Annotated in this window: 21 protein-coding genes; 14 read left to right on the top strand and 7 right to left on the bottom strand. The window is 67.1% G+C overall.

Going from position 1 to position 19,884, the window contains the following annotated elements; all coding sequences use genetic code 11:
• Window positions 1–92: 92 nt before the first annotated feature.
• Window positions 93–1,280, bottom strand: coding sequence for a CdaR family transcriptional regulator (locus A5780_RS14485; protein ID WP_063015756.1), 1,188 nt, complete (start codon window positions 1,278–1,280; stop codon window positions 93–95).
• A gap of 298 nt (window positions 1,281–1,578) precedes the next feature.
• Between A5780_RS14485 and tatA the strand changes: the two genes are divergently transcribed.
• Together tatA and A5780_RS14475 are read left to right on the top strand one after the other, a co-directional pair.
• Window positions 1,579–1,860 (top strand): Sec-independent protein translocase subunit TatA, encoded by a 282-nt coding sequence (tatA, locus tag A5780_RS14480; RefSeq protein ID WP_064906964.1) that lies wholly within the window; start codon window positions 1,579–1,581, stop codon window positions 1,858–1,860.
• A gap of 431 nt (window positions 1,861–2,291) precedes the next feature.
• Complete coding sequence (locus A5780_RS14475; protein ID WP_082940929.1) at window positions 2,292–2,720, top strand: hypothetical protein; 429 nt, start codon at window positions 2,292–2,294, stop codon at window positions 2,718–2,720.
• 76 nt (window positions 2,721–2,796) lie between these two features.
• Here the strand turns inward: A5780_RS14475 and A5780_RS14470 are convergent, their stop codons facing one another.
• Together A5780_RS14470 and A5780_RS40955 are read right to left on the bottom strand one after the other, a co-directional pair.
• On the bottom strand, window positions 2,797–3,462 hold the full coding sequence (locus A5780_RS14470) for a maleylpyruvate isomerase family mycothiol-dependent enzyme (protein ID WP_064908680.1): 666 nt from the start codon (window positions 3,460–3,462) through the stop codon (window positions 2,797–2,799).
• Window positions 3,463–3,626: 164 nt separating this feature from the next.
• On the bottom strand, window positions 3,627–3,794 hold the full coding sequence (locus A5780_RS40955; RefSeq protein ID WP_167356756.1) for a hypothetical protein: 168 nt from the start codon (window positions 3,792–3,794) through the stop codon (window positions 3,627–3,629).
• Between the two features lie 526 nt (window positions 3,795–4,320).
• On the opposite strand from A5780_RS40955, the gene A5780_RS14465 reads away from it, so the two are divergent.
• The 4 genes from A5780_RS14465 to A5780_RS14445 all read left to right on the top strand — a co-directional run bounded on the left by A5780_RS14465 (window position 4,321) and on the right by A5780_RS14445 (window position 7,609).
• Complete coding sequence (locus A5780_RS14465) at window positions 4,321–5,052, top strand: hypothetical protein (RefSeq protein WP_064906931.1); 732 nt, start codon at window positions 4,321–4,323, stop codon at window positions 5,050–5,052.
• A gap of 280 nt (window positions 5,053–5,332) precedes the next feature.
• Window positions 5,333–6,253 (top strand): NADP-dependent oxidoreductase, encoded by a 921-nt coding sequence (locus A5780_RS14455; RefSeq protein ID WP_064908679.1) that lies wholly within the window; start codon window positions 5,333–5,335, stop codon window positions 6,251–6,253.
• A 110-nt stretch (window positions 6,254–6,363) separates the two neighbouring features.
• Entirely contained in the window at window positions 6,364–6,639 is a 276-nt protein-coding gene (locus tag A5780_RS14450; RefSeq protein ID WP_064906929.1) for a hypothetical protein, read from the top strand.
• Window positions 6,640–6,874: 235 nt separating this feature from the next.
• Window positions 6,875–7,609 carry an SDR family oxidoreductase gene (locus A5780_RS14445; RefSeq protein WP_064908678.1) on the top strand — a complete coding sequence of 245 codons (735 nt, stop codon included), beginning with the start codon at window positions 6,875–6,877 and terminating at the stop codon, window positions 7,607–7,609.
• 239 nt (window positions 7,610–7,848) lie between these two features.
• On the opposite strand, the gene A5780_RS14440 is transcribed toward A5780_RS14445, so the two are convergent.
• Window positions 7,849–8,949 carry a TIGR03857 family LLM class F420-dependent oxidoreductase gene (locus tag A5780_RS14440; RefSeq protein WP_082940930.1) on the bottom strand — a complete coding sequence of 367 codons (1,101 nt, stop codon included), beginning with the start codon at window positions 8,947–8,949 and terminating at the stop codon, window positions 7,849–7,851.
• A gap of 406 nt (window positions 8,950–9,355) precedes the next feature.
• Here A5780_RS14440 and A5780_RS14435 point away from each other — a divergent pair, with 406 nt between their 5' ends.
• Genes A5780_RS14435 through A5780_RS40015 form a run of 4 tightly spaced genes read left to right on the top strand, consistent with a single transcriptional unit; the run spans window position 9,356 to window position 12,778 of the window.
• Complete coding sequence (locus A5780_RS14435; protein ID WP_063015744.1) at window positions 9,356–10,540, top strand: acyl-CoA dehydrogenase family protein; 1,185 nt, start codon at window positions 9,356–9,358, stop codon at window positions 10,538–10,540.
• 48 nt (window positions 10,541–10,588) lie between these two features.
• Entirely contained in the window at window positions 10,589–11,494 is a 906-nt protein-coding gene (locus tag A5780_RS14430; RefSeq protein ID WP_064906961.1) for a VOC family protein, read from the top strand.
• Between the two features lie 13 nt (window positions 11,495–11,507).
• Window positions 11,508–12,644, top strand: a complete 1,137-nt coding sequence (locus tag A5780_RS14425) for a Rieske 2Fe-2S domain-containing protein (protein WP_064908677.1) — start codon at window positions 11,508–11,510, stop codon at window positions 12,642–12,644.
• Complete coding sequence (locus tag A5780_RS40015; RefSeq protein WP_156511404.1) at window positions 12,641–12,778, top strand: hypothetical protein; 138 nt, start codon at window positions 12,641–12,643, stop codon at window positions 12,776–12,778. Before A5780_RS14425 ends, A5780_RS40015 begins: the two co-directional genes overlap by 4 nt.
• A gap of 124 nt (window positions 12,779–12,902) precedes the next feature.
• On the opposite strand, the gene A5780_RS14420 is transcribed toward A5780_RS40015, so the two are convergent.
• Window positions 12,903–13,685 carry an IclR family transcriptional regulator gene (locus A5780_RS14420; RefSeq protein ID WP_063015741.1) on the bottom strand — a complete coding sequence of 261 codons (783 nt, stop codon included), beginning with the start codon at window positions 13,683–13,685 and terminating at the stop codon, window positions 12,903–12,905.
• Window positions 13,686–13,790: 105 nt separating this feature from the next.
• Here A5780_RS14420 and A5780_RS14415 point away from each other — a divergent pair, with 105 nt between their 5' ends.
• Entirely contained in the window at window positions 13,791–14,426 is a 636-nt protein-coding gene (locus A5780_RS14415) for a TetR/AcrR family transcriptional regulator (RefSeq protein WP_064906925.1), read from the top strand.
• A 40-nt stretch (window positions 14,427–14,466) separates the two neighbouring features.
• On the opposite strand, the gene A5780_RS14410 is transcribed toward A5780_RS14415, so the two are convergent.
• Complete coding sequence (locus A5780_RS14410) at window positions 14,467–15,333, bottom strand: alpha/beta fold hydrolase (protein ID WP_063015740.1); 867 nt, start codon at window positions 15,331–15,333, stop codon at window positions 14,467–14,469.
• 145 nt (window positions 15,334–15,478) lie between these two features.
• On the opposite strand from A5780_RS14410, the gene A5780_RS14405 reads away from it, so the two are divergent.
• The 3 genes from A5780_RS14405 to A5780_RS14395 are packed head-to-tail and all read left to right on the top strand — an operon-like array spanning window position 15,479 to window position 19,133.
• Window positions 15,479–16,348, top strand: a complete 870-nt coding sequence (locus tag A5780_RS14405) for an alpha/beta fold hydrolase (protein ID WP_231982955.1) — start codon at window positions 15,479–15,481, stop codon at window positions 16,346–16,348.
• Window positions 16,345–17,373, top strand: coding sequence for a VOC family protein (locus A5780_RS14400; RefSeq protein ID WP_064906924.1), 1,029 nt, complete (start codon window positions 16,345–16,347; stop codon window positions 17,371–17,373). Before A5780_RS14405 ends, A5780_RS14400 begins: the two co-directional genes overlap by 4 nt.
• Window positions 17,370–19,133, top strand: coding sequence for a bifunctional 3-(3-hydroxy-phenyl)propionate/3-hydroxycinnamic acid hydroxylase (locus tag A5780_RS14395; RefSeq protein ID WP_082976472.1), 1,764 nt, complete (start codon window positions 17,370–17,372; stop codon window positions 19,131–19,133). Before A5780_RS14400 ends, A5780_RS14395 begins: the two co-directional genes overlap by 4 nt.
• Here A5780_RS14395 and A5780_RS14390 read toward each other — a convergent pair.
• Entirely contained in the window at window positions 19,113–19,784 is a 672-nt protein-coding gene (locus A5780_RS14390) for a TetR/AcrR family transcriptional regulator (RefSeq protein WP_064906923.1), read from the bottom strand. The two genes, A5780_RS14395 and A5780_RS14390, sit on opposite strands and share 21 nt — an antisense overlap.
• Between the last annotated feature and the right edge of the window lie 100 nt (window positions 19,785–19,884).

Below are 19,884 nucleotides of genomic sequence, written 5' to 3'. Positions count from 1 at the left end.
GCGACGGTGCGATGCCCCCGGCCGCGCGCCCGTGCCGCGCATTGAGCCGCAGCGCCGCGCTCCACCTCGGCCGCATCCGGCCCGTCGGATTCTCAGCGGGCCGGTGTGTGCGCACGATAGGCGCGGGCGACGAGCGCGGCGCGGACCTGGAGCAGCCCGGACGGGGAGGTCGGATCCACTCCGATCAGCCGGCCGATGCGTTTGAGCCGGTAGTCGACCGTATTGGTGTGGACCCGCATCTCGTGTGCGGTGCGTTGCCGATTCAGTTCGTTGCCGCAGTGCCGCACCAGGGTTTCGGTCAGTTCCGGATGGTCGTCGAGCGGGTCGAGGAGGGTGCCGAGGATTTCCAGCGCCGGTCCGGGCCGCGTGAGCTGGTATTCGAGGGCCAGGTCGCGCATGCGGTAGAGCCCGGGCCGGCATCGCAACGCGTGCACGGTGTCCAGCAGTTCGTGGGCTTGGGTGGCCGCCGCGGGGACAGCCGCGCGGGCGGCGTGGACCGCGGTGGCGGTGATCGGTGTCCGAGTCGCCGTGGCCAGCGTGTGCACGACGTGATCGAGACAGCGGTCGGAACCGACGAACGGGTAGGGCAGCAAGACGGTGCCGCCGCTCGGGGACAACTGGAACAACACCGCGCCGTTGCCCATTCGTTCCAGGACGGCCCGGGCCCGGCGCATCGCCAGTCGCGCCTGAACGGACACATCGGCCGCCGGAGCGTGCCCGGCGGATTCGGCCGGCAGCGAGATCGCCAGCACGTGATAGTGGTCGGCGAGTTCCACTCCGCATTCCCTCGCCGCCGCTGCGGCGGACCGGCCGCCGAGCAGCGCGGAGGTCACCGCGTCGCTGCTCGGCCGGTAGTCCTCGGGCGCATCGGGGACCGTCGCCGAATAGGCGTCCGCGACACCGGTGGTCACGATTTCGAGGGCGTCCAGCACACGGCCGACCGACGTCATGATCGTGTCGAGGTTGTCGCCGGAAGTCCGCAGCGCCTCCAGGTGCAGCCGGAATGTTTCGAACACCGTGTGATGAACGGTCTCCAGGCTCGAGCCGCGCCGGGCCCAGCGGTCCGCGGCCTCGGCCAGTCGTGCGGCCGCGCTCGAACAGCGTCCACCGGAGGACAATTCGCGCAGCACCTCGTGGCAGAGCCCGGTGATCTCGTCGGCCGGTGTGGCGTGCGGCAGGTGTGGGCTCGGTGCCCGGGCGGTTCGTTCCCCATCGTGTTCGGCCCACTGGACGGGCAGCTGCTCGACGGACGACGGGGCCGCGGCGATCTCGACACCCATGGCAACCTCCAGCTGCGGTCCGGCGCACGTCAACCGCGGCCGGTTCTTCGACTCTCTACCTGCCGGCCTGGTGGCAACCATGTCGGCAACGCACGTATGTTACTTCATATTCACGTTCTCTGGCCTTTTTGGTGAGACTGATCGAAGCAGGTAAGAGAGCAATTCGCTGTGCGTATCGGCTCAGCAAGTTATCATGGACTCGTTCAATGATGCCGCCGGAGCGAACGATCTCGTCGGCGGAATCCGCCGAGCCGGTGGTCGCCGTCGGAGCGACTGCGGCGCACGAACGGAGGTTTCGATGGGTTCGTTGAGTCCGACCCACTGGCTGATCATCGCACTGGTGATCGTGGTGTTGTTCGGCGCCAAACGCCTGCCCGACGCCGCCCGCGGTCTCGGCCGCTCGTTGCGCATCTTCAAGAGCGAAATGAGCGAAATGCAGTCCGGCGACTCCGGCCCACCGAACACCGCATCCCCGAGCGCCCCGGGTGCGGGTCACCGGCCGGCGCCCGCGGCACCGCTGCCGCCCGCGCAACCGGCGACTCCGTCGTCGTCCGCCGTGGAGGATCGTCACCCGAGCTGACCGGATCGTTCGCTGCGGCCGGAAGCCGCATGCTCGACGACACGTTCTCGAGGGCCCATTGTCGCCGCGCGACCGCCCCGGGACGCGCATCATTCGAAGATGCGGTTACAGCAGTCGAACGCTGCGCCCACGACCGAATAGCGCGTGCGGCCGTGCGCGATGTATTTGCCAATGAATTGTTCTTGATTTTCTCGGATATTCGATCGGCTGGGTGTTCGTGACGGGGTGCCGGAAGGGGTCGGGCCCGGCGTCCAGGAGCTCCACCGCGCGTAGGGTGTAGACCCCGTCCGAAAGCGTTGAGTGGGACCGGTTCCGGAGGCGGGGACACCAGTGCGCATCCGAAGCGCTTGCCGAGACTGCTGTTTGACGATCCGGAAGCGGGTTATTTCCCAACTACACCAGTCCATCGATGTTAAGAATCGGTAGTAGCCATGATCGTATTCATCGGGTTGATCATTCTGTTCGCCGCGCTGGTCGTCGGAATCGCCGCAGCGTTGGCCAATTCCGGCGACACGCACGTGCTGGCGAGCGAATTCACCGTGTTCGGAGCCCATTTCACCCCTACTCAGAACGAACTGTTCGCCGCCGGTGCCGCGGTCGGTGCCGTCGGCATGCTCGGCCTGGGCATCGCCCTGAGCGGGGCGTTCTCCTCCGCGCGCCGGCATGCGGAGATACGCCGCGAACTGCGGCAGTCGCGCCGCGAAATGACCGCCACTCGTCAGGATCTCGCGAAGACACCGCCGGCGCAGCCGGCCGTCGCGAAGACCGCGCCCGCGGAATCGGCGGCCACGCCGAAGCCGCGGCTGCGCAATCCCTTCACCCGGCGCGGGATGTCGCGCAGCGCGCAACCTCAACCCTGATCGCCGCACCGCGCGCGTGAGTAGGCCCGGAATACACTGAGCTACAGCGTATTCCGGGCCTCATCCCGGTCCGGACTCATGCGATGGTGTGATCGGTGGCCGTGCTCAGCCGATCGCGCAGAACGGCCGCTCCGGAACCGGAGAGGTCGTCGCAGTAGGTGATTCGGCCGGCCATCGCCATGGTCAGTGCGATCGTGCTGCCGGCGACCGGTGAACCGGTCCCGGCTGTGAAGGGGCCGTCGGTCGCCTCCAGCCGCAACCCCTCGATCCTGCTGCGGCTGGACACGGTGAAATTGCGTCCGGCGTAGAAGCGGGCGACCACGGTGGCGGCGTCCACGGAGGGCGTGCCGGACAGTCCGAGGGGGCGGCGGATGTCCTGCGCGTGGACCACCACCTCACCGAGCCAGGCCGCGGTATGTCCCGACGGCGCGACCGTGCTGGTGGCGACGGCTCGAAACCGTGCCAGAGTTTCGGCGGGAGTCGCGCCCCGATGCTCGGCGAGTCGCCGATTGTTGTGCTCGTCGAAGTCGAACCTGGCGCCGAGCACACTCCGGAGCCAGCGAAACCGGCCGATGGTGGCCGTCGCGGTGAGGTGGGCGACGACCTCCTCCACCGTCCACTCCCCGCACAACGTCGGCCGGTCCCATTGCTGCTCGTCCAAGCCGGCGAGCTCTTCGGCCAGCGCTGCCCGTTCGGCCCGGACCATAGCCCAGATATCCGCGCGAGCGATCCTGTTCGACATCCACGACCTCCAGTCCGGGTGCCCGCGCCGCTGATCAACGGTGTCCCCGCAGGGCGGACGAGCGTTCCCACTACAGACGAAGGGGCGGAGGCGAATTCATCGGCTCGGCGGTTGCGATATCGGCGATGTGCGCCCGAACCGTCGACCGTCTCGTTTCCGGCACGTCACGAACGCTGCACGAACCTGAGGTAGAACGCGGCGAACACCAGCACGATCCCGATATTCACCAGCAGCCGCGCCCAGAAATGGTGTCTGAAGAACAGCACGTCCACGCCGACCACGACGGCCACCAGTGCGAGCACGTAGACAACAACGGTCGCCTGTCTTCCCATGACCTCTTTTCTACGCCGAGTAGCCGCCGTGGAAGAGGATTTCGAGCAAGGCGGCCCACGATCCGACCCGTCTACTCGGCCGCCGGTCCCGTGCTCGGGTCCTGAGCGTAGCCCGTCGCGGTGAACCCGCTCGCGATCGACGGCAGCTTGACAGCTAATCGGAAGCCTGCGTGGCGAAACCGGTCCCGGAGAGCGCGGAAGCGTTGCGGATCGCGTTCCGATCGGACTCTGCCACAAATTTGCCGATAATTCGTAGTCGACCGCGCCGCACGCTGGGATTCACGGTTTCGGGCGGCGAAATCGTCATTCGATCGACGCACGTGGATTCGCCGTTTCTCCACTGCCCGGTCCGGGTTGGAGCTTAAACTACCTCAGCCGCAACGTGCACAACCATTCGAGAGGGTCGGGAAAAACTCGAAGATAAACACCCGGGAGGTGTGAAATGCCGGAGACTGGTCATCGGCGCATGTCACGTCCATTGTTGATTGCGAGCATGTTGCCGCTTGCGGTCTTTTTAGGCACGGGAGTGGCCACGGCGTCTCCCGGCGATCTCGTTCTCACCCCGGCCGACGCCGCGCAGGCACCCGCTGTGCCGCCGCTGGCAGTGGACTGGCAAACACTGGCGCACGATGTGCAGGGGTTGATTCCCGTCCCGGTGCCGCTGCCCCTGCCGCCCGCCGACGCTCCTGTCGTCCAGGGCAATTCGGCCGTCGCCCCGCAGAACGCACCCGGCGACGACGGATCGGCCCAGGCGGCGACAGCAGACGTGCCGTCCGTCGCCACCGCGGCTGCTGCCGTCACGGCCCCGGCGCCCGTCGACACGACGGCCGCGTCGCCGGCCCCGATCGCGGATGCGCTGCCCGTCGAGGACCAGCATCCGATCGAGACGTTCTGTGAACAGGTTCCCGCCGATCCCGATCGCTGTGCCGCCACGGTGGTCGATGCCGGGGTCGGTGCGGCCATCGGTGCAGGCATCGGCGCGGCGGTGTCCGCGCCCCTCGCGATCCCCGCCGCGGCGCTCGGTGCGGCGGCCGGATTCGTCGTCGGTATCCCGTTCCTGCCGACCGGTCTGGTGGCCGGCCCGCTGATCGGCGCGGCCGTCGGCGCCGCGGTCGTCGCCGCACCCGCTGCCGCGCTCGGTGGGGCACTCGGTGCGGCGGTCGGCGCGATCGTCGGGATCACCGCGCCGCTCCCGCCGAAATCCACTCCCACCGATGCGCCTATCCCCGCCGATGCATCCACCCCCGCGGCGGCATAGCGCACGGTCACCGCGACCTCCCTACCCCCTCGCGGTCTTCGCGACTGCGAGGGAATGGGGATGTCGTCAGCCGGAAGGCCGCACGTCATGCCGGAGGTCATCGACGGACTCCGGAACCGGCCCGAAAGTATCGACGGCACAGTGAATTCCGATGTGCTCGCGCATTTCGCCCCCGGCTTCCGGCGTCCGACGGCGGTCGAGAGCGTTCTCGGCTCGCCCCGGCCGAGCCGGCCCGACTATCTGCCGCTGCCGACGGGGATGTCCCGGGAAGGACTCCAGCATGCGAGCGATGACCGTGCGCGACCGTGATTCCGGTATCGCCGGGCTCACCTCGACCGATATGCCCTACCCGCACGCCGCGGAGAACGACGTCGTCGTGCGGGTGCACGCCGCCGGCTTCACGCCCGGCGAACTCGACTGGCCGACAACGTGGTCCGATCGTGCCGGCCGCGACCGGACACCCACCATTCCCGGACACGAGCTGGCCGGTGTCGTCGTCGAACTCGGCTACGGAACCACCGGTCTCACCGTCGGCCAGCGGGTATTCGGGCCGACCGACTGGGCGCGCAACGGATCGCTGGCCGAATACACCGCGGTGGAGGCCCGCAACCTCGCCCCGCTCGCGGCCGATATCGACTACATCGTGGCCGCCGCGCTGCCCATTTCCGGCCTGACCGCATGGCAGGGGTTGTTCGACCACGCCCACCTGACAACCGGCCGGACGGTCCTGATTCACGGCGCCGCAGGCGGTGTGGGCTCGATCGCGGTGCAACTCGCGCGCGAGGTGGGCGCGCACGTGATCGGCACCGGCCGAGCCGGCGACCGTGACCTCGTCCTCGGACTCGGCGCACAGGCCTTTCTCGATCTGGACAGCGACGACCGCCGGGACGCCGGTGCGGTGGATGTCGTCTTCGACGTCATCGGCGGCGCGATCCTCGAGCGCTCGACCGAAATGGTCCGTCCCGGTGGCACTCTCGTCACCATCGCCATGCCGCCGACCACGCAGCCCAGGGACGGGCGCGCCGTCTTCTTCGTCGTCGAACCCGACCGCGCGCGGCTGGCCGATCTCGCCCAGCGGGTGCGGTCGGGGCGGCTCGAGCCCATCGTCGGCTCCGTGCGACCGCTCGCCGACACGGCGTCCGCATTCGCTCGCCGCCACCGCACACCGGGCCGGACGATCATCCGGGTCGCAGACGAGTAGCGGGACACGACCTCGACGCCGATGTCGATGATCTGCTGCGCGCGGCGATCCGGCGCGCGGCGCAGCTGCCCGCCACCCACGGTGCCGAGCTGCGCACGATCCGCCAGATCGTGCTGAATCTGGGCGCATTCGGCGGCGGTGCCGCCCTGCGCGACCGGGAGTACAGCGCCTTGTATGCCCGGCAAGCCGCACTACTACGGCGCGGTCAGGACCATGGACAGCTGCGCGCGGACCTCGATCCGCAGCTGTTGGCGGTGACGTATCAGGGGATGGTCGACAGCATGCTCGACTATCTGGACACCAATCCGGATGTCGACCCCCTGACCTATGCCGACCATGTCGCCGATGTCCTCCTCGCCGGAATCACGCCGCCCGGAAAACGATGAGCCGTGGCGGCCGCGTCCGCGTCGGATCACGAGATGGCCGCAACTCGGCGGCGGCGTCGAAACCCTCCCCTCGGAGGCCCCCGGCAGGCGACCGCGCGTCGATAGTATTGCCGCGCTCGACTACGACGCCGCCACGGTGATCGCGCCCCGTCCACCGATGCCGGCAGCACGCGGAAAAACCTGTCGCCCCGGGCAATCCGGGGCCTCCGAGTTCGAACCCAACCGTAGGAGCAGCATGAAAGTCTCCGTCATCGGCACCGGACTGATCGGCTCCCAGGTGATCCAGCGCCTCACGGCCGCAGGACACGAGGCATCCGGGCACGCCCGCTCGACCGGCCTCGACCTGCTCACCGGGCAGGGCCTCGACGACGCGCTCAGCGGCGCCGAGGTCGTCGTGAACGTGACCAATTCACCGACCTTCGACGATGCGTCCATCGACTTCTTCCGCACCACGGTGACCAATCTGCTGGCCGCCGCGGAGGCGGCCGGTGTCGGGCATCTCGTGACGTTGTCCATCGTCGGTGTCGACCGTGTGCCGGCCCTGGCCTACTACCGGGCGAAAACCCTGCAGGAGAATCTGGTCGAGGCGGGGCCGATTCCGTACTTGATCGTGCGCGCCACCCAGTTCATGGAGTTCGTCGCACCGACGATGGACGCGACCACCGACGGCGACGCCGTGCGCCTGCCCGCCACCCCGATCCAGCCGATCAGCTCCGCGGAGGTCGCCGCCGAGGTCGCGGAGGTGGCCGCCGGCGCACCACTGCGGGGCATTCGCAATATCGCGGGTCCGGATGTCTTCGCTCTCGACGAACTCGGCCGCATCACACTGGAAGCCACCGGCGACCACCGCCACGTCGTCACCGACAACACCGCGGGCCTGTTCGCCGCGGTCGAAGGCGATGAGCTGACAGCGCCCCCGGACGCCCACCTGGCCAGCACCCACTACCGCGACTGGCTGCGCTCGCACTGACCGGACGCGCCTGCCGGTTTGCGCAGGGCATCGGTACCTTCGACATGGTTAATGGCGGGCCTGGGGCGGACCTGCGTGGCTTCGCCGCGGCGACCGGTCCGGGCGGGGGAACCGATCGAACTCGTCCACGGCGACCTCCACGGTCTCGACCTTCCCGATGCCGTCGTCGACCGCACACACCGAGCGGGTGCTGCAAGGCGAAGGCCGGACCTAGGGTCGGTGCGGCGACCGGACTGCCCTCACGTCCGGCCGGTGCGGTAGGCGTCGAGGATCGGTGCCAGTTCGTCCGGGGTGGCGCCGTGCAGGATGACTCGGTCTGCGCCGTAACCGAATTCGTCGCGGATGCGGCGGGCGCACTGTTCTGGGCTTCCGGTGGCGGCGGCTGCGAGCCACTCGTCCGGAATCAGGCCGGCGATGTGTTCGATCTGGGTGACGCCGGCCTTGCTGTCGATTCCGCCGGCGACCGATTGCACGATCGGGTCGGCACGGAAGCGTTGCAGCACAGCGGGATCCCAGTCATTTGTGCGAACCAGGAGGTCGCCGTAGCCCTGGAGATAGGTCGCGAGGCGTGCCACTGTCTTCTTCAGGCGCAGTTCCTCGGGCAGGTGGTCGCCGACGGTGGCCAGGCAGGACCACACTCGCACCGTGGCGGGGTCCCGTCCGGCTCGTTCGGCAGCCGTTTTTACCGTGGTGACGCAGCGCTGCAGGGTCTGTGGCGTGAAGTAGGTGTGCAGGATGACGTCGTCGAAGACGCGGCCGCCGAGTTCGAGTGTGCGCGGTCCGAAGGCGACCAGTCCGAGCGGGATGTGTTCGCGAAAATCGCTGTCCAGGAACAGAACCGGGTATTTCCCGATCGGCCCGTCGTGGCCGATCACGGCTTCACCGCGCCACAGCCGTCTCATCACGCCGGCGAAATCCTCCAGTTGCGCGGTCGTCACCGCGGGAATGCCGAAGCCGGCATAGAGCGCGCCGATGCCGCGGCCGATGCCGAGGGTGAAGCGGCCTCCCGACAGGCGATGCATGGTGGTCGCCCACGAGCCGGTGATGAGCGGGTGGCGGGTGTTGTGGTTGGTGGCCGCGGTGGCGATCCGCATGCGTGTGGTGACGGCGCATGCCGCACCGGTCAGTGAGGATGCTTCCTTGATATTCCATCGTTCCGAGATGAACGCGGTGCCCAGGCCGAGCTCCTCGCCTCGGCGGGCCTCCTGGACCAGCGCCGCGGGCCCCTCACCCCCCGCTCCCGCGAGAAGATAGTAGCCGAGTTCCGAAAGTTGTTCGGGCACAGACGAATCGGCGTCGAGCCGCTCTGGTCGGCCGCTGCCGTCGGAGGGGTCGGTCATCTGCGAGTCCTTTCTCGTTGCGGACCACTGCGCGGATGGTCGATCTCCTGCGGGTGAAGAACCTCGCGGCGTCCGTGATCGCCTCCTCGATCGGGTGTGGTGTCCCGCCGAGTTCGCGTTCGGCTTCGGTCACCGGCTCTCCGATCACAGGGCCTGTTCGCCACGACGCGTCGGAACTGCGGCACCCGAGAGGGGATGTGGCTTGCGGACTCACCGAAAATAGACACGTGTCTTGCCGAGTGTCAACAGTCTGCGGTGGGTAAGGCGCGGACGCCGGCGCGCACATCCGCCCGGCGCCGCTACGCGAATCCGGTTGGGTCCGCGATCAGCTCGGGCGGTGATCCGGTGTTCCGATGAGTAGGAGACTCACGTCACAAATGCGGGTTCAGCGGCCAAGCTGAGCTGTATGTCCAACACAGTGATCGGCAATATCGACAGAATCGCCGAGGAGATCCGCAACGGGGCCGACGAGGGTGACTCGCTCGGCCGGCTGCCCGACGACATGGCCAAAGGGCTGAAGGACGCGGGCGTCATCCGGATGCTGCAGCGCAAGAAGTACAACGGCTACGAGGCGCATCCGCGCGAGTTCGCCGAGACGGTGATGAAGACCGCGAGCCTCTACGGTTCGGCGGGCTGGGTGGCCGGCATCGTCGGCGTGCACCCGTGGCAGCTCGCCTTCGCCGATCCCAAGGTGCAGGAGGAAGTTCTCGGCGCGGACACCGACACCTGGATGGCATCACCGTATATGCCCGGTGGTGTCGCGGTTCCTGCCGACGGCGGATACGTCATGAGCGGGCGCTGGCAGTTCTCCTCCGGCACCGATCACTGTGACTGGATCTTCCTCGGCGCCTTGGTCGGCGACGCGGACGGCAAACCGATCATGCCGCCGCAGCCCCTGCATGTGATCCTGCCCCGCTCGGACTACGAGATCGTGGCGGACTCCTGGGATGTGGTGGGGCTGCGGGGCACCGGCAGCAAGGACATCGTGGTGCGAGACGCGTTCATCCCCGATTACCGGGTGATGGACCAGGGCAAGGTCATCGACGGCAGTGCCGCCGTGGAATACGGCGTCACCGAGACCCTGTACAAGATGCCGTGGTCGACCATGTTCCCGCTGGGCATCACGTCGGCGACGATCGGCATCTGTGAAGGCGTGCTGGCCGCCGGCATCGACTATCAGCGAAATCGGGTGGGGGCCACCGGAACTCTGGTCAAGGACGACCCCTACGTTCTGCACGCGCTCGGCGAATCCGCATCGGAGATCGATGCCGCCCGTCAGCAGCTGCTCGCCAACGTCGACCGCATCTGGGACCTGGTCGACGCGGGCAAGGAGATCGATTTCGCGATGCGCGCCGCAGTGCGCCGGGATCAGATCCGGTCGGCATGGCGGGCGGTCCGGGCCGCCGACGACATCTTCGACCGCGCCGGAGGCAACGCGCTGCGCATGGACAATGCGCTGCAACGGTTCTGGCGCGACGCTCACGCGGGGTTGCACCACGCCATCCACGTCACCAGCACGACCTATCACGCGTCGGCCATGGCCTCGCTGGGTGTGGAAGTACCGCAGGGTCCCCTGCGCGTGATGATCTGACCGAGCGAACCGAATGCGAGTTGTCTTCATGAGTGAAAGCAGTTGTCCATGAGTGAAATCAAGGGGCTCGGCTACATCCGGGTGCTCGCCACGGATGTGGATCGCTGGCGGGAGCTGGGCTTCGATGTGCTCGGCTTCGCACCGGGATTCGGGGACGAAAAGGACGCGCTGCATTTCCGGATGGACGAGCGCCCGTCGCGGATCACCGTCGAACGTTCCGATGTCGACCGGGTGAGCGCGGTCGGCTGGGAATTGCGGGACGGGCCGGCGCTGCGCCGGCTGGAAGCGACATTGCGGGACGCCGGATACGAATACACCGCCATGTCACAGGAATTGGCCGACCGCCGCAAGGTCGAAGCCGGTATCTGCATGACCGACCCCGGTGGGACGCCGCTGGAGTTCTTCCACGGTCCGGTACTCGAGCACAGTCCGGTGGTCACCAAATACGCGCAGCGATTCGTCACCGGCGCACAGGGACTCGGGCACGTGGTGATGCCGACCGCCAACTTCGAGGAGTCCTACACCTTCTACACCGAGACGCTGGGCTTCCTGTCGCGCGGGGCGTTCCGGATGCCCTCACCTCCCGGTGCCGGACCGCTGCGGATCAGGTTCCTGGGAGTGAATCAGCGCCACCACAGCCTGGCGATCATGCCCGCGCTGGAAGGCCGTGATCCCGGGTTGATTCACGTGATGGTCGAGGTCGATTCGCTCGATGCCGTCGGGCAGGCGCTCGACCAGGTGATGGCACGGGATTTCCCGGTGTCGTCGACACTCGGCCGCCACACCAACGACAAAATGGTGTCCTTCTACGTCGGGGTGCCCGGCGGCTGGGATATCGAATACGGCACCGCGGGCGAATTGGTCGACGAGTCCTATTACACCGCCGAGGAGATCACCGCCGACAGCTATTGGGGACATGAATGGCTGTGGGCCAAGCAGATGAAACAGGCGTGAAAGGACGGTGGACATGACAACGACGCATGACGAGGTACGCCGGATCGAGGCAGGGGCAGTGCCCACGCGATTCGCCCGCGGCTGGCATTGTCTCGGGCTGATCAGAGATTTCGCCGACGGACGGCCGCATTCGATCCGGGCCTTCGGCACCAAGCTGGTGGTCTTCCGCGGTGAGGACGGCCGGGTCAACGTGCTCGACGCGTTCTGCCGGCATATGGGCGGCGACCTGTCCGACGGCGAGGTCAAGGGCAACGAGATCGCCTGCCCCTTCCACGACTGGCGCTGGGGCGGCAACGGGCGCTGCAAGCAGATCCCGTACGCCCGCCGGGTGCCGCCACTGGCGCGCACCAGGGCCTGGACGACGCTCGAGCAAGACGGCATGTTGTTCGTCTGGAACGATCCGGAGGGCAATCCGCCGCCGGAGGACGTCACCATCCCGCGGATCGCGGGTGCTGGCGCCGACAACTGGACCGATTGGCACTGGTACACCACGGTGGTCGACACGAACTGCCGCGAAATCATCGACAACGTCGTGGATATGGCGCATTTCTTCTACATCCACGGCTCCCTGCCGACCTTCTTCAAGAATGTCTTCGAGGGACCGGTGGCGACCCAGTACTTCGAAAGCGGCGCTCGCGCCGACCTACCCGGACCGGTGGGCCAGCCGCAACTGCTCGGCACCTCGTCGGTGGCCTCCTACTATGGGCCGTCGTTCATGATCGACGACCTCGTCTATCACTACGAACACGGCGACTACAAAACCGTGTTGCTCAACTGCCACTATCCGATCGACGAGAATTCGTTCGTCCTGCAATACGGCATCATCGTCGAGAAGGCCGAGACGCTGCCCGAGGAGCAGGCGATGGCCACTGCCGTCGCGCTCGGCGACTGGGTCAAGCTCGGCTTCGAGCAGGACGTCGCGATCTGGAAGAGCAAGGCGCGCATCGACAATCCGCTGCTCTGCGAGGAAGACGGCCCGGTATATCAGCTGCGCCGCTGGTATCAGCAGTTCTACGTCGATGTCGCCGATGTCGCTCCCGAAATGGTCGACAGGTTCGAATTCGAACTCGACACCACGCGACCGCTGGCCGGCTGGGAGGAGCAGGTCCGCGAGAACATCGCCCGCAAAGCGGCGGAGGCGACTTCGTGACGCCGATCGACGAACGCGTTCGGGAGGTGCCGATGGCGCCGGTCGAGTGCCGGCAGTGCTCGCAACTTCGCGAATCCATCCGGGCTGCCGCGGAATCCGGGGAACTGCGCGTACTCGACAGCGCGGTGAGCTGAGCGCGGAGGCAACGGGCCCCTGCCGTCATCCGACGGCAGGGGCCCGTTCTGCTGCGCGTGTCCGAAGGTGCGATGCGCTGCCATCCCCGCGGGAGGACGCATCGCTGCATCGGCGCAGCGACCGTCAGACGCGCACCGCCCGCGGCTCGATCCGGCGCGAGGCCGAGGCCGCGCGCCGGATCTCGTTCGCCGCGAGGCGCACTTCCGATACGACCGCCGTGGTTTTGATCGAGCGCGTCGGACCGCACAGAGATACCGCCATGCGACCGCGGTCCACGTCGATGTCGAGCGCGGCCGCTACCACGGTGACTCCCAGTGCGCAGCCCTGCGAGTCCACGGCGACCCCGCTGCGATCGCGGACCTTCTCCAACTCGCGTTCCAGTTGCCGGCGAGTCCGCACGCTGTAGCGGGTGGGGGCGACGGCGAACGGCAACTCGGGCCACTGCTCCGGATCCATCGCCGCGAGCAGCGCATGACCGGCCGCGGTGAGTTCGACGGGCTGGCGTGCGCCGACCGCCCACTGCCGCCCCGGCATCGGCCAGGCTCCGACCCGATGGAGATGCAGGATTTCCGCGCCGGACAGCAGGCTCAGATGTGCGGTCAGACCCGTGCGCCGGTGCAATCCGGTCATGACGGCCGTCGCCACGTCGTTGAGGCTGCGCTGGCGCACCACCTGCGACCCGAACTCGAACATCCTTATGCCCAGGACATATTCGAAGCCGTGGCGTTCCACCCAGCCGAGTTCCACGAGCCGCTGCAGGATTCGATGCGCGGACGAGCGAGGCAGTTGGGACCGCCGTGTGATGTCGGCCAGCGTCATGGGCCGCTGCCCGACGAATGCTTCCAGCAGCGACGCCACGCGATCGATCATCGCGTTGGGGGTTTGTTCGAGCTGCACCGTTGCCATCTGTTGCCTCCAAGCGCCACACCGGCAGAATGTGACTATATGTCAGATTCTGACAGACTTGAGTGTAAGCGTTACTGTGGACTGCGATCAAGGAGGACAGAGGCCGTGAGCAAGTCGTCCAGGCCGACGCTGACCGAACGCCGCGCGGAGGAACTGCGTCTGGCCATCGCGAACACCGCGCGCGATATGTTCGTCGCCGACGGTGACACCTCCGCGACCGTGGAGCGCATCTGCGAGACGGTCGGCATCGCGCCGAGGACTTTCCATCGCCACTTCCCGGTGAAGGAAGACGTCATGGGGCCGCTGTTCCGGCGCAGCCAGGCGATCATCATCGACTTCCTGAAGAATGCGCCGGCCGACGCCGACGTCGCCGAAACGCTGGCGCGCGCGTTCACCACCGAGGTCTACAAGCGCCGGACGCCCGAGTCCGACCGCACATTCATGACGTTGATGATCCATACGCCGCAGTACCGTTTGCGCTGGCTGGAATGGGGCGAGCAGCTCTGCGGGCCGATCACGGAATTCCTTTCGGCGAGAGTCGAACTCGGCGACGATCCGTTTCTGCGCCGACTTCCGGCGGAGCTGATCGTGCACACCAGCCGTCAGGCCTACATCCAGTGGGTCGACCAGGAGGTCGGCGGCGATTTCTCCGAGGTGGAGGCTTTGCAGCTGCGCGGCATGAAGATGCTGCTCGTCGGTCTGCGAGCGGTGATGGGGCAGCCCTCGGCGCCGGTCCCGTAGCCGCACAACAGGTGCGGCGGAACCGGCGCCGGCACTGTGGCTAGCGGGCGAGGAACGCCGAGACGGTCGCCTCCCACGCCTGCTTCTGCTCGATCATCACCCAGTGCCCGCAGTTAGGGAAGATGTGCACCTCGCCGTGCGGCAGGGTCCGCATCGCGATCAACGACATGTCGACCGGGCTCACCCGGTCGTCACGCCCCCACGTGATCAGCGTCGGAACGGAGATCCGGCGCAAGTTCGCCCAGCCCGGTGTGACATCGGCGGCACGCGCCGCCTCCGCCATCCGTGCCAGCGCCGCACGTCCGTACATCCGCCGCGAATTCTCCAGGACGCCGGGTTCGGTGGCCTGCTGCCAGCGCTGTTCGATCAGCTCCTCGGTGAGCATGTTCTGGTCGTAGACCATCGAGCGCAGCCAGGCGACCAAGCTGTCGCGGGTCGGATTCTCGACGAACTCACTGAGCCGGATGATTCCCTCGCCGGGCTGCGGACCGAAGATCGTGGTGCCGATGCCGCCGATGGTCACCAGGCGCTCGACTCGCTGCGGCGCGGCGAGAGCGAATTCCGTTGCCACGAAACCGCCCATCGAGTTCCCGATGATCCGGACGGTCTCGAGTCCGAGCCCGTCGAGGAACGCCGTGACCGCCTGCTGCGCCGACATCATCGGATGTGCCGCGCCGAAGTCGTCGCTGACCCCGAATCCGGGGAACTCGAGAACGAGCGTGCGGTACTGCTGTGCGAACGTCGGCACGTTACCGCTGAAGTTGCGCCAGCCGGTGACACCGGGTCCGGATCCGTGCAGCATCAGCAGCGGCGGGCCCTCGCCGGTGTCGCGGTAGCGCAGGACGCCGTGTTCGGTGGGCAATTCCAGCAGTTCGGGGACGGCGTGGGCGTCGACGGAGGTACTCATATGCCGAGCCTGCCATCGCCGAGGCGCGGCACCGGCGATATTTCCCGTTCAGCGGTCGGCTAATTCTGACATTTTCATCAGAAAAGCTTGACGCGGCCGTGCTCCACAGTTGATGATTTCATCAACAAAGAGGTGTGGAGGTGTCGTGACTAGCATCGACGAGGGCGTCGGAACCGGGCGGACCGTGCGGGTCGGCGATCGGGAGATCTTCTTCAGTGAGGTCGGATCCGGCCCGGCTGTGGTTCTGTTGCACGGTGGTGGCGCCGGCGCGACCGGGTTGTCGAATTACTCCCGCAACATCGACGCGCTGGCGCGAAAGTTTCGTGTGATCGTGCCGGACATGCCGGGCTACGGCCGGTCGTCCAAGCGGGTGAACCAGTCCGATCCGTTCGGTGACCTCGCCGGGGCGATCGGCCGGCTGCTGGACGAACTGGGCATCGCGTCCGCGCACCTGGTCGGCAATTCCTACGGTGGCGCGGCAGCCTTGCGGCTGGCGATGGATCGGCCCGAGAAGGTCGACAGGCTGATCCTGATGGGGCCCGGTGGCGTGGGCACCACGCGGGCGCTGCCGACGGCGGGGCTGCGGGAATTGTTGAGCTATTACACCGGCTCCGGACCCAGCCGGGAGAAGCTCTCGACGTTCATTCGCGAGTATCTGGTCTACGACGGCAGTGCGGTGCCGGACGAGCTCATCGAGGCCCGCTACCGGGCCAGCCTCGACCCGGAAGTGATAGCGGACCCGCCGCTGCGCCGGCCCTCGGGCCCGCTGGCGTTGCGCACGCTGTGGAGAATGGACTTCACGCGTGACTCGCGCCTGCGCAAGGTCGCTCATCCGACGCTGGTCGTGTGGGGGGCCGACGACAAGGTCAATCGGCCCGCCGGTGGGCGCATGCTGGCCGACGCCATGCCCGACTGTGATCTGTACCTGGCGGCGAATGCCGGCCACTGGGTGCAGTGGGAACGTGCGGACCTGTTCAACACCCTGGCCACCGCCTTTCTCGAGGCGGACCGATGAGCGAGTTCCTCCGCCCGCGCACCGATGCTTCGGTGTTCGGTGCGGTGCACCTGGGATACGTTGTCGTGCAATCGCATCGGCTGACCGACTGGCGGCGCTTCGGGGCCGATGCGATCGGGTTGCACGTCGACGATCTCGACAGCGATACCGTGCGGTTTCGCCTCGACGATCGCTCCTGCCGGTTCCTGATCCGCCGGGGCTCGGCCGAGGACGTCATCGCGTTGGGCTGGCAGGTCGACGATCATGAAACCTTCGACCGCATCGTCGCGCGGGTCACCGAGCGCGGGATCCCGGTCATCGAGGCGACACCCGAGGACGCGGTACTGCGAGGGGTAGAGCGGTTGTGGCGCTTCGCCGGCCCGAAAGGCATCGCCCAGGAAATCTTCACGACACCGGTCACCACCCCGGAGCCGCTGCGAATGATCAGCTCCGGCTGGGTGACGGGTGAGGCCGGACTCGGGCACGTGGCGATGATCTCGCGCGAACCGGAGGCGATGCGCGGCTACTACCAGACCGTCTTCGATTCCCGGTTGTCGGACTACATCGACGAGACCGTGTCCGGGCTGAAGATGAAGATCCGATTCCTGCGGGTCAACGAGCGACACCACTCGATCGCCATCGCCAACGTGCGCGGTGTGAAGCTCGATCCGATTCGAACCTCGGTGCAGCACATCAACATTCAATCCGCGACGCTGGACGATATGCTCGCCGCTTTCGGGCGGGTCACCGCGCTCGGGTTCCGGATGCAATGGTCGGTCGGTCAGCACACCAACGACAGGGAGTTGTCGTTCTACTGCGTGACCCCCTCCGGTTTCGAGCTGGAGGTCGGCTGGAACCCGATCGTGGTCGGCCCGGAACTCGAATCCACCTGGGAGCCGAGGACCTATCAGGGCATCAGCATCTGGGGCCACACCCCGGTGGGAGAGACCGTCCTGGGCAAATTCGCCCAGTTCCGGCAGGCGCTGCAGACGATCGGAACTCCGGAGATCACCGTTCCCGAGCTCGCAGAAGGATTGTCACGATGAGTACCACCGACTACGACGTCGTGGTCGTCGGCCTGGGCCCGACCGGCCTGACCCTGGCCAATCTGCTCGGCCGTCGCGGGATCAGCGTGCTGGTGCTCGAACGCGAACCGGAATTCTACGGCTTGGCCCGAGCGGTCTACACCGACGACGAATGTATGCGGATCTTCCAAACCGCCGGTACCGCAGACGAACTCGCCGCGGATATGAACACCGACTCCGCCGTCCAATGGGTGCGCCGCGACGGACGTGTGCTGGTGCAGTTCAAACAGGTCCAGCGCCCGCTGGGCTGGCCGGTGGTCAACTTCCTGTACCAGCCCTATCTGGAGAACGGTCTCGAACGCGCCCTCGGCAGATACCCGCATGTGACGGTGCGCCGGGGCCGTGAGGTTGTCGATGTCGACCAGGGCCCCGACGGTGTCGTCGTCGAGCACGTCGGATGCGGTGGCACCGGCTACGGTCAGCGCGAATCGGAAACCGATCCGAGCACCACCGAGCGAGTGCGGGCCGAGTTCCTGATCGGCTGCGACGGCGGGCGCAGTGTCGTGCGCACGAAGCTCGGAATCGACATGACCGGCACCAGTTTTCCGGAACGGTGGCTGGTGGTGGACCTGAAGGCGAAAGACGGAGTGGACGCCTTCCGGCACCTGCCGTACTTCGATTTCGTGTGTGACCCCGATCTGCCGATCGTGTCGTGTCCCCAACCGGACGGACATCACCGATTCGAGTTCATGCTCACCGAATCGCAGACGAAACAGGAGATGGAGGACCCGGAAACAGTCCGCCGGCATATCGCCCGTTTCGTGCACCCGGACGAGGTCGAGGTGCTGCGCAAGCTCGTCTACACGTTCAACGCCGTGGTCGCCGATCGCTGGCGCGTCGGGCGCATCCTGCTCGCCGGCGACGCCGCGCACATGACACCGCAGTTCGTCGGGCAGGGTATGGGCTCGGGCGTGCGCGATGCGGACAATCTGTCCTGGAAGCTCACCGCGATCCTGAAACACGGTGCCGGCCAGGACATTCTGAACAGCTACGAAACCGAACGCCGCCCGCACGCCGAGGCGATGATCGACTTCTCGGTCTTCAACAAATCGCTGGTGTCGGTCGACAACCCACTGATCGCGGCGGCCCGCGACATCGCGATGAAGGCCTCGTTGCGCACTCCCGGCCTCGGTGGCTGGATCCGCGCCGCCAAGATGAAGCCGCGTCCGCGGTTCCGCCGCGACGCATACCTCGGACTGCCCCGCCGGCGATTCGGGTGGCGCGGCGTGGAAGGGGCGTTGTCCCCGCAACCGGAGGTCCGCACCTACGACGGCCGTCACCAGCGTCTCGACGATGTACTCGGCCTGGGTTTCTCGGTGCTCGGTTACGGCGTCGACCCCCGTGCCGTGCTCGATGCGGACGATGTGGCCGCGTTGCAAGCGCTGGGAACACGATTCGTCACCGTCTATCCCTTCGGCGGGCGGCCCCAGGGTGCCCCTGGCGACGGGCGCACGACGGGTGACGACCATGCCGATGTCGAAGACCACACCGGCGCGTTGATCCGATGGTTCGCCAGGGCCGGCGTCGGTTCCGCCGGGATAGTGCTGCTCCGTCCGGACCGCTTCGTCTTCGGCACCGCGCCGGCCGGGCACGGAGGCGAATTGGTCGCCGAACTCACCGGGCAGCTCGACGTCGACGTCAGGCGATCACCTGTTTCCGCTGTCTCCCTTGCTCATTCGACGTCTGCTGCGAGCGGCAGGCTAGGCGAGGCCGGCCGCTGACGTATCGCGCGGGGACGTATCGAGCGACGGCAGCGGACGCTGGACTATCTCGCGGGCGTCCTCGCGCGAGAGGCCCAACATGTGCAGCAGATCTTCGGTCACCGAATCGGTGGCCTCGCCGTCGTCGCGGTCGGGTTGGTCGTGCAGCAGTCGCCCGAGGCAGATCGTGGCGCCCGCGACGATCGTCATGGCCAGTTCCGGATCCCGCACGTCGAATCGGCCTGCCTCGACCGCGGATTCGATATCGCGGCGAGCGCGGGGAGCCAGCCCCTTCGTCGAGCCGGCCAGCTCGAGCCCGTTGTTGATCAGAACCTTGCTCAGGGTCGGATTGCGCCGGTGCATACGGCCCGTCAGCCGAAAGCTCTGAGCGAACACCTGCGCCGGGTCGTCGAGGTCTTCGCAGAGCAGGTCGAGCAGTGCGCCGTGCCGGTCGAGCGCCTCCTCGACCGCTGCCCGGAACAGTTCCTCCCGGCTTTGGAAATGGTTGTAGAACGAGCCCATGCCGACGTCGGCGGCTTGGGTGATCTCGACGATCGGGACGTTCACTTTTCCGTCCGCCAGCAGCGATTGCGCGGCCGTCACGAGCGCGGCGCGGGTGCGTGCCTTGCGGCGCTCGAGCCGGTTCGGCCGGGCTCCGGTCTGTGCGGTCATCGCTGCATCACCTCTTCTCGCCTCCGTGCCCGTCATAGTAGCCGCTCTTGTCAATACTGACGAAATTCTCATCAACTCTTGACTGTGGATATCTTCGTGA

Source organism: Nocardia sp. 852002-20019_SCH5090214, assembly GCF_001665865.1.
Lineage (GTDB): Bacteria > Actinomycetota > Actinomycetes > Mycobacteriales > Mycobacteriaceae > Nocardia > Nocardia nova.
This window is presented reverse-complemented; position numbering and strand designations above follow the sequence as displayed.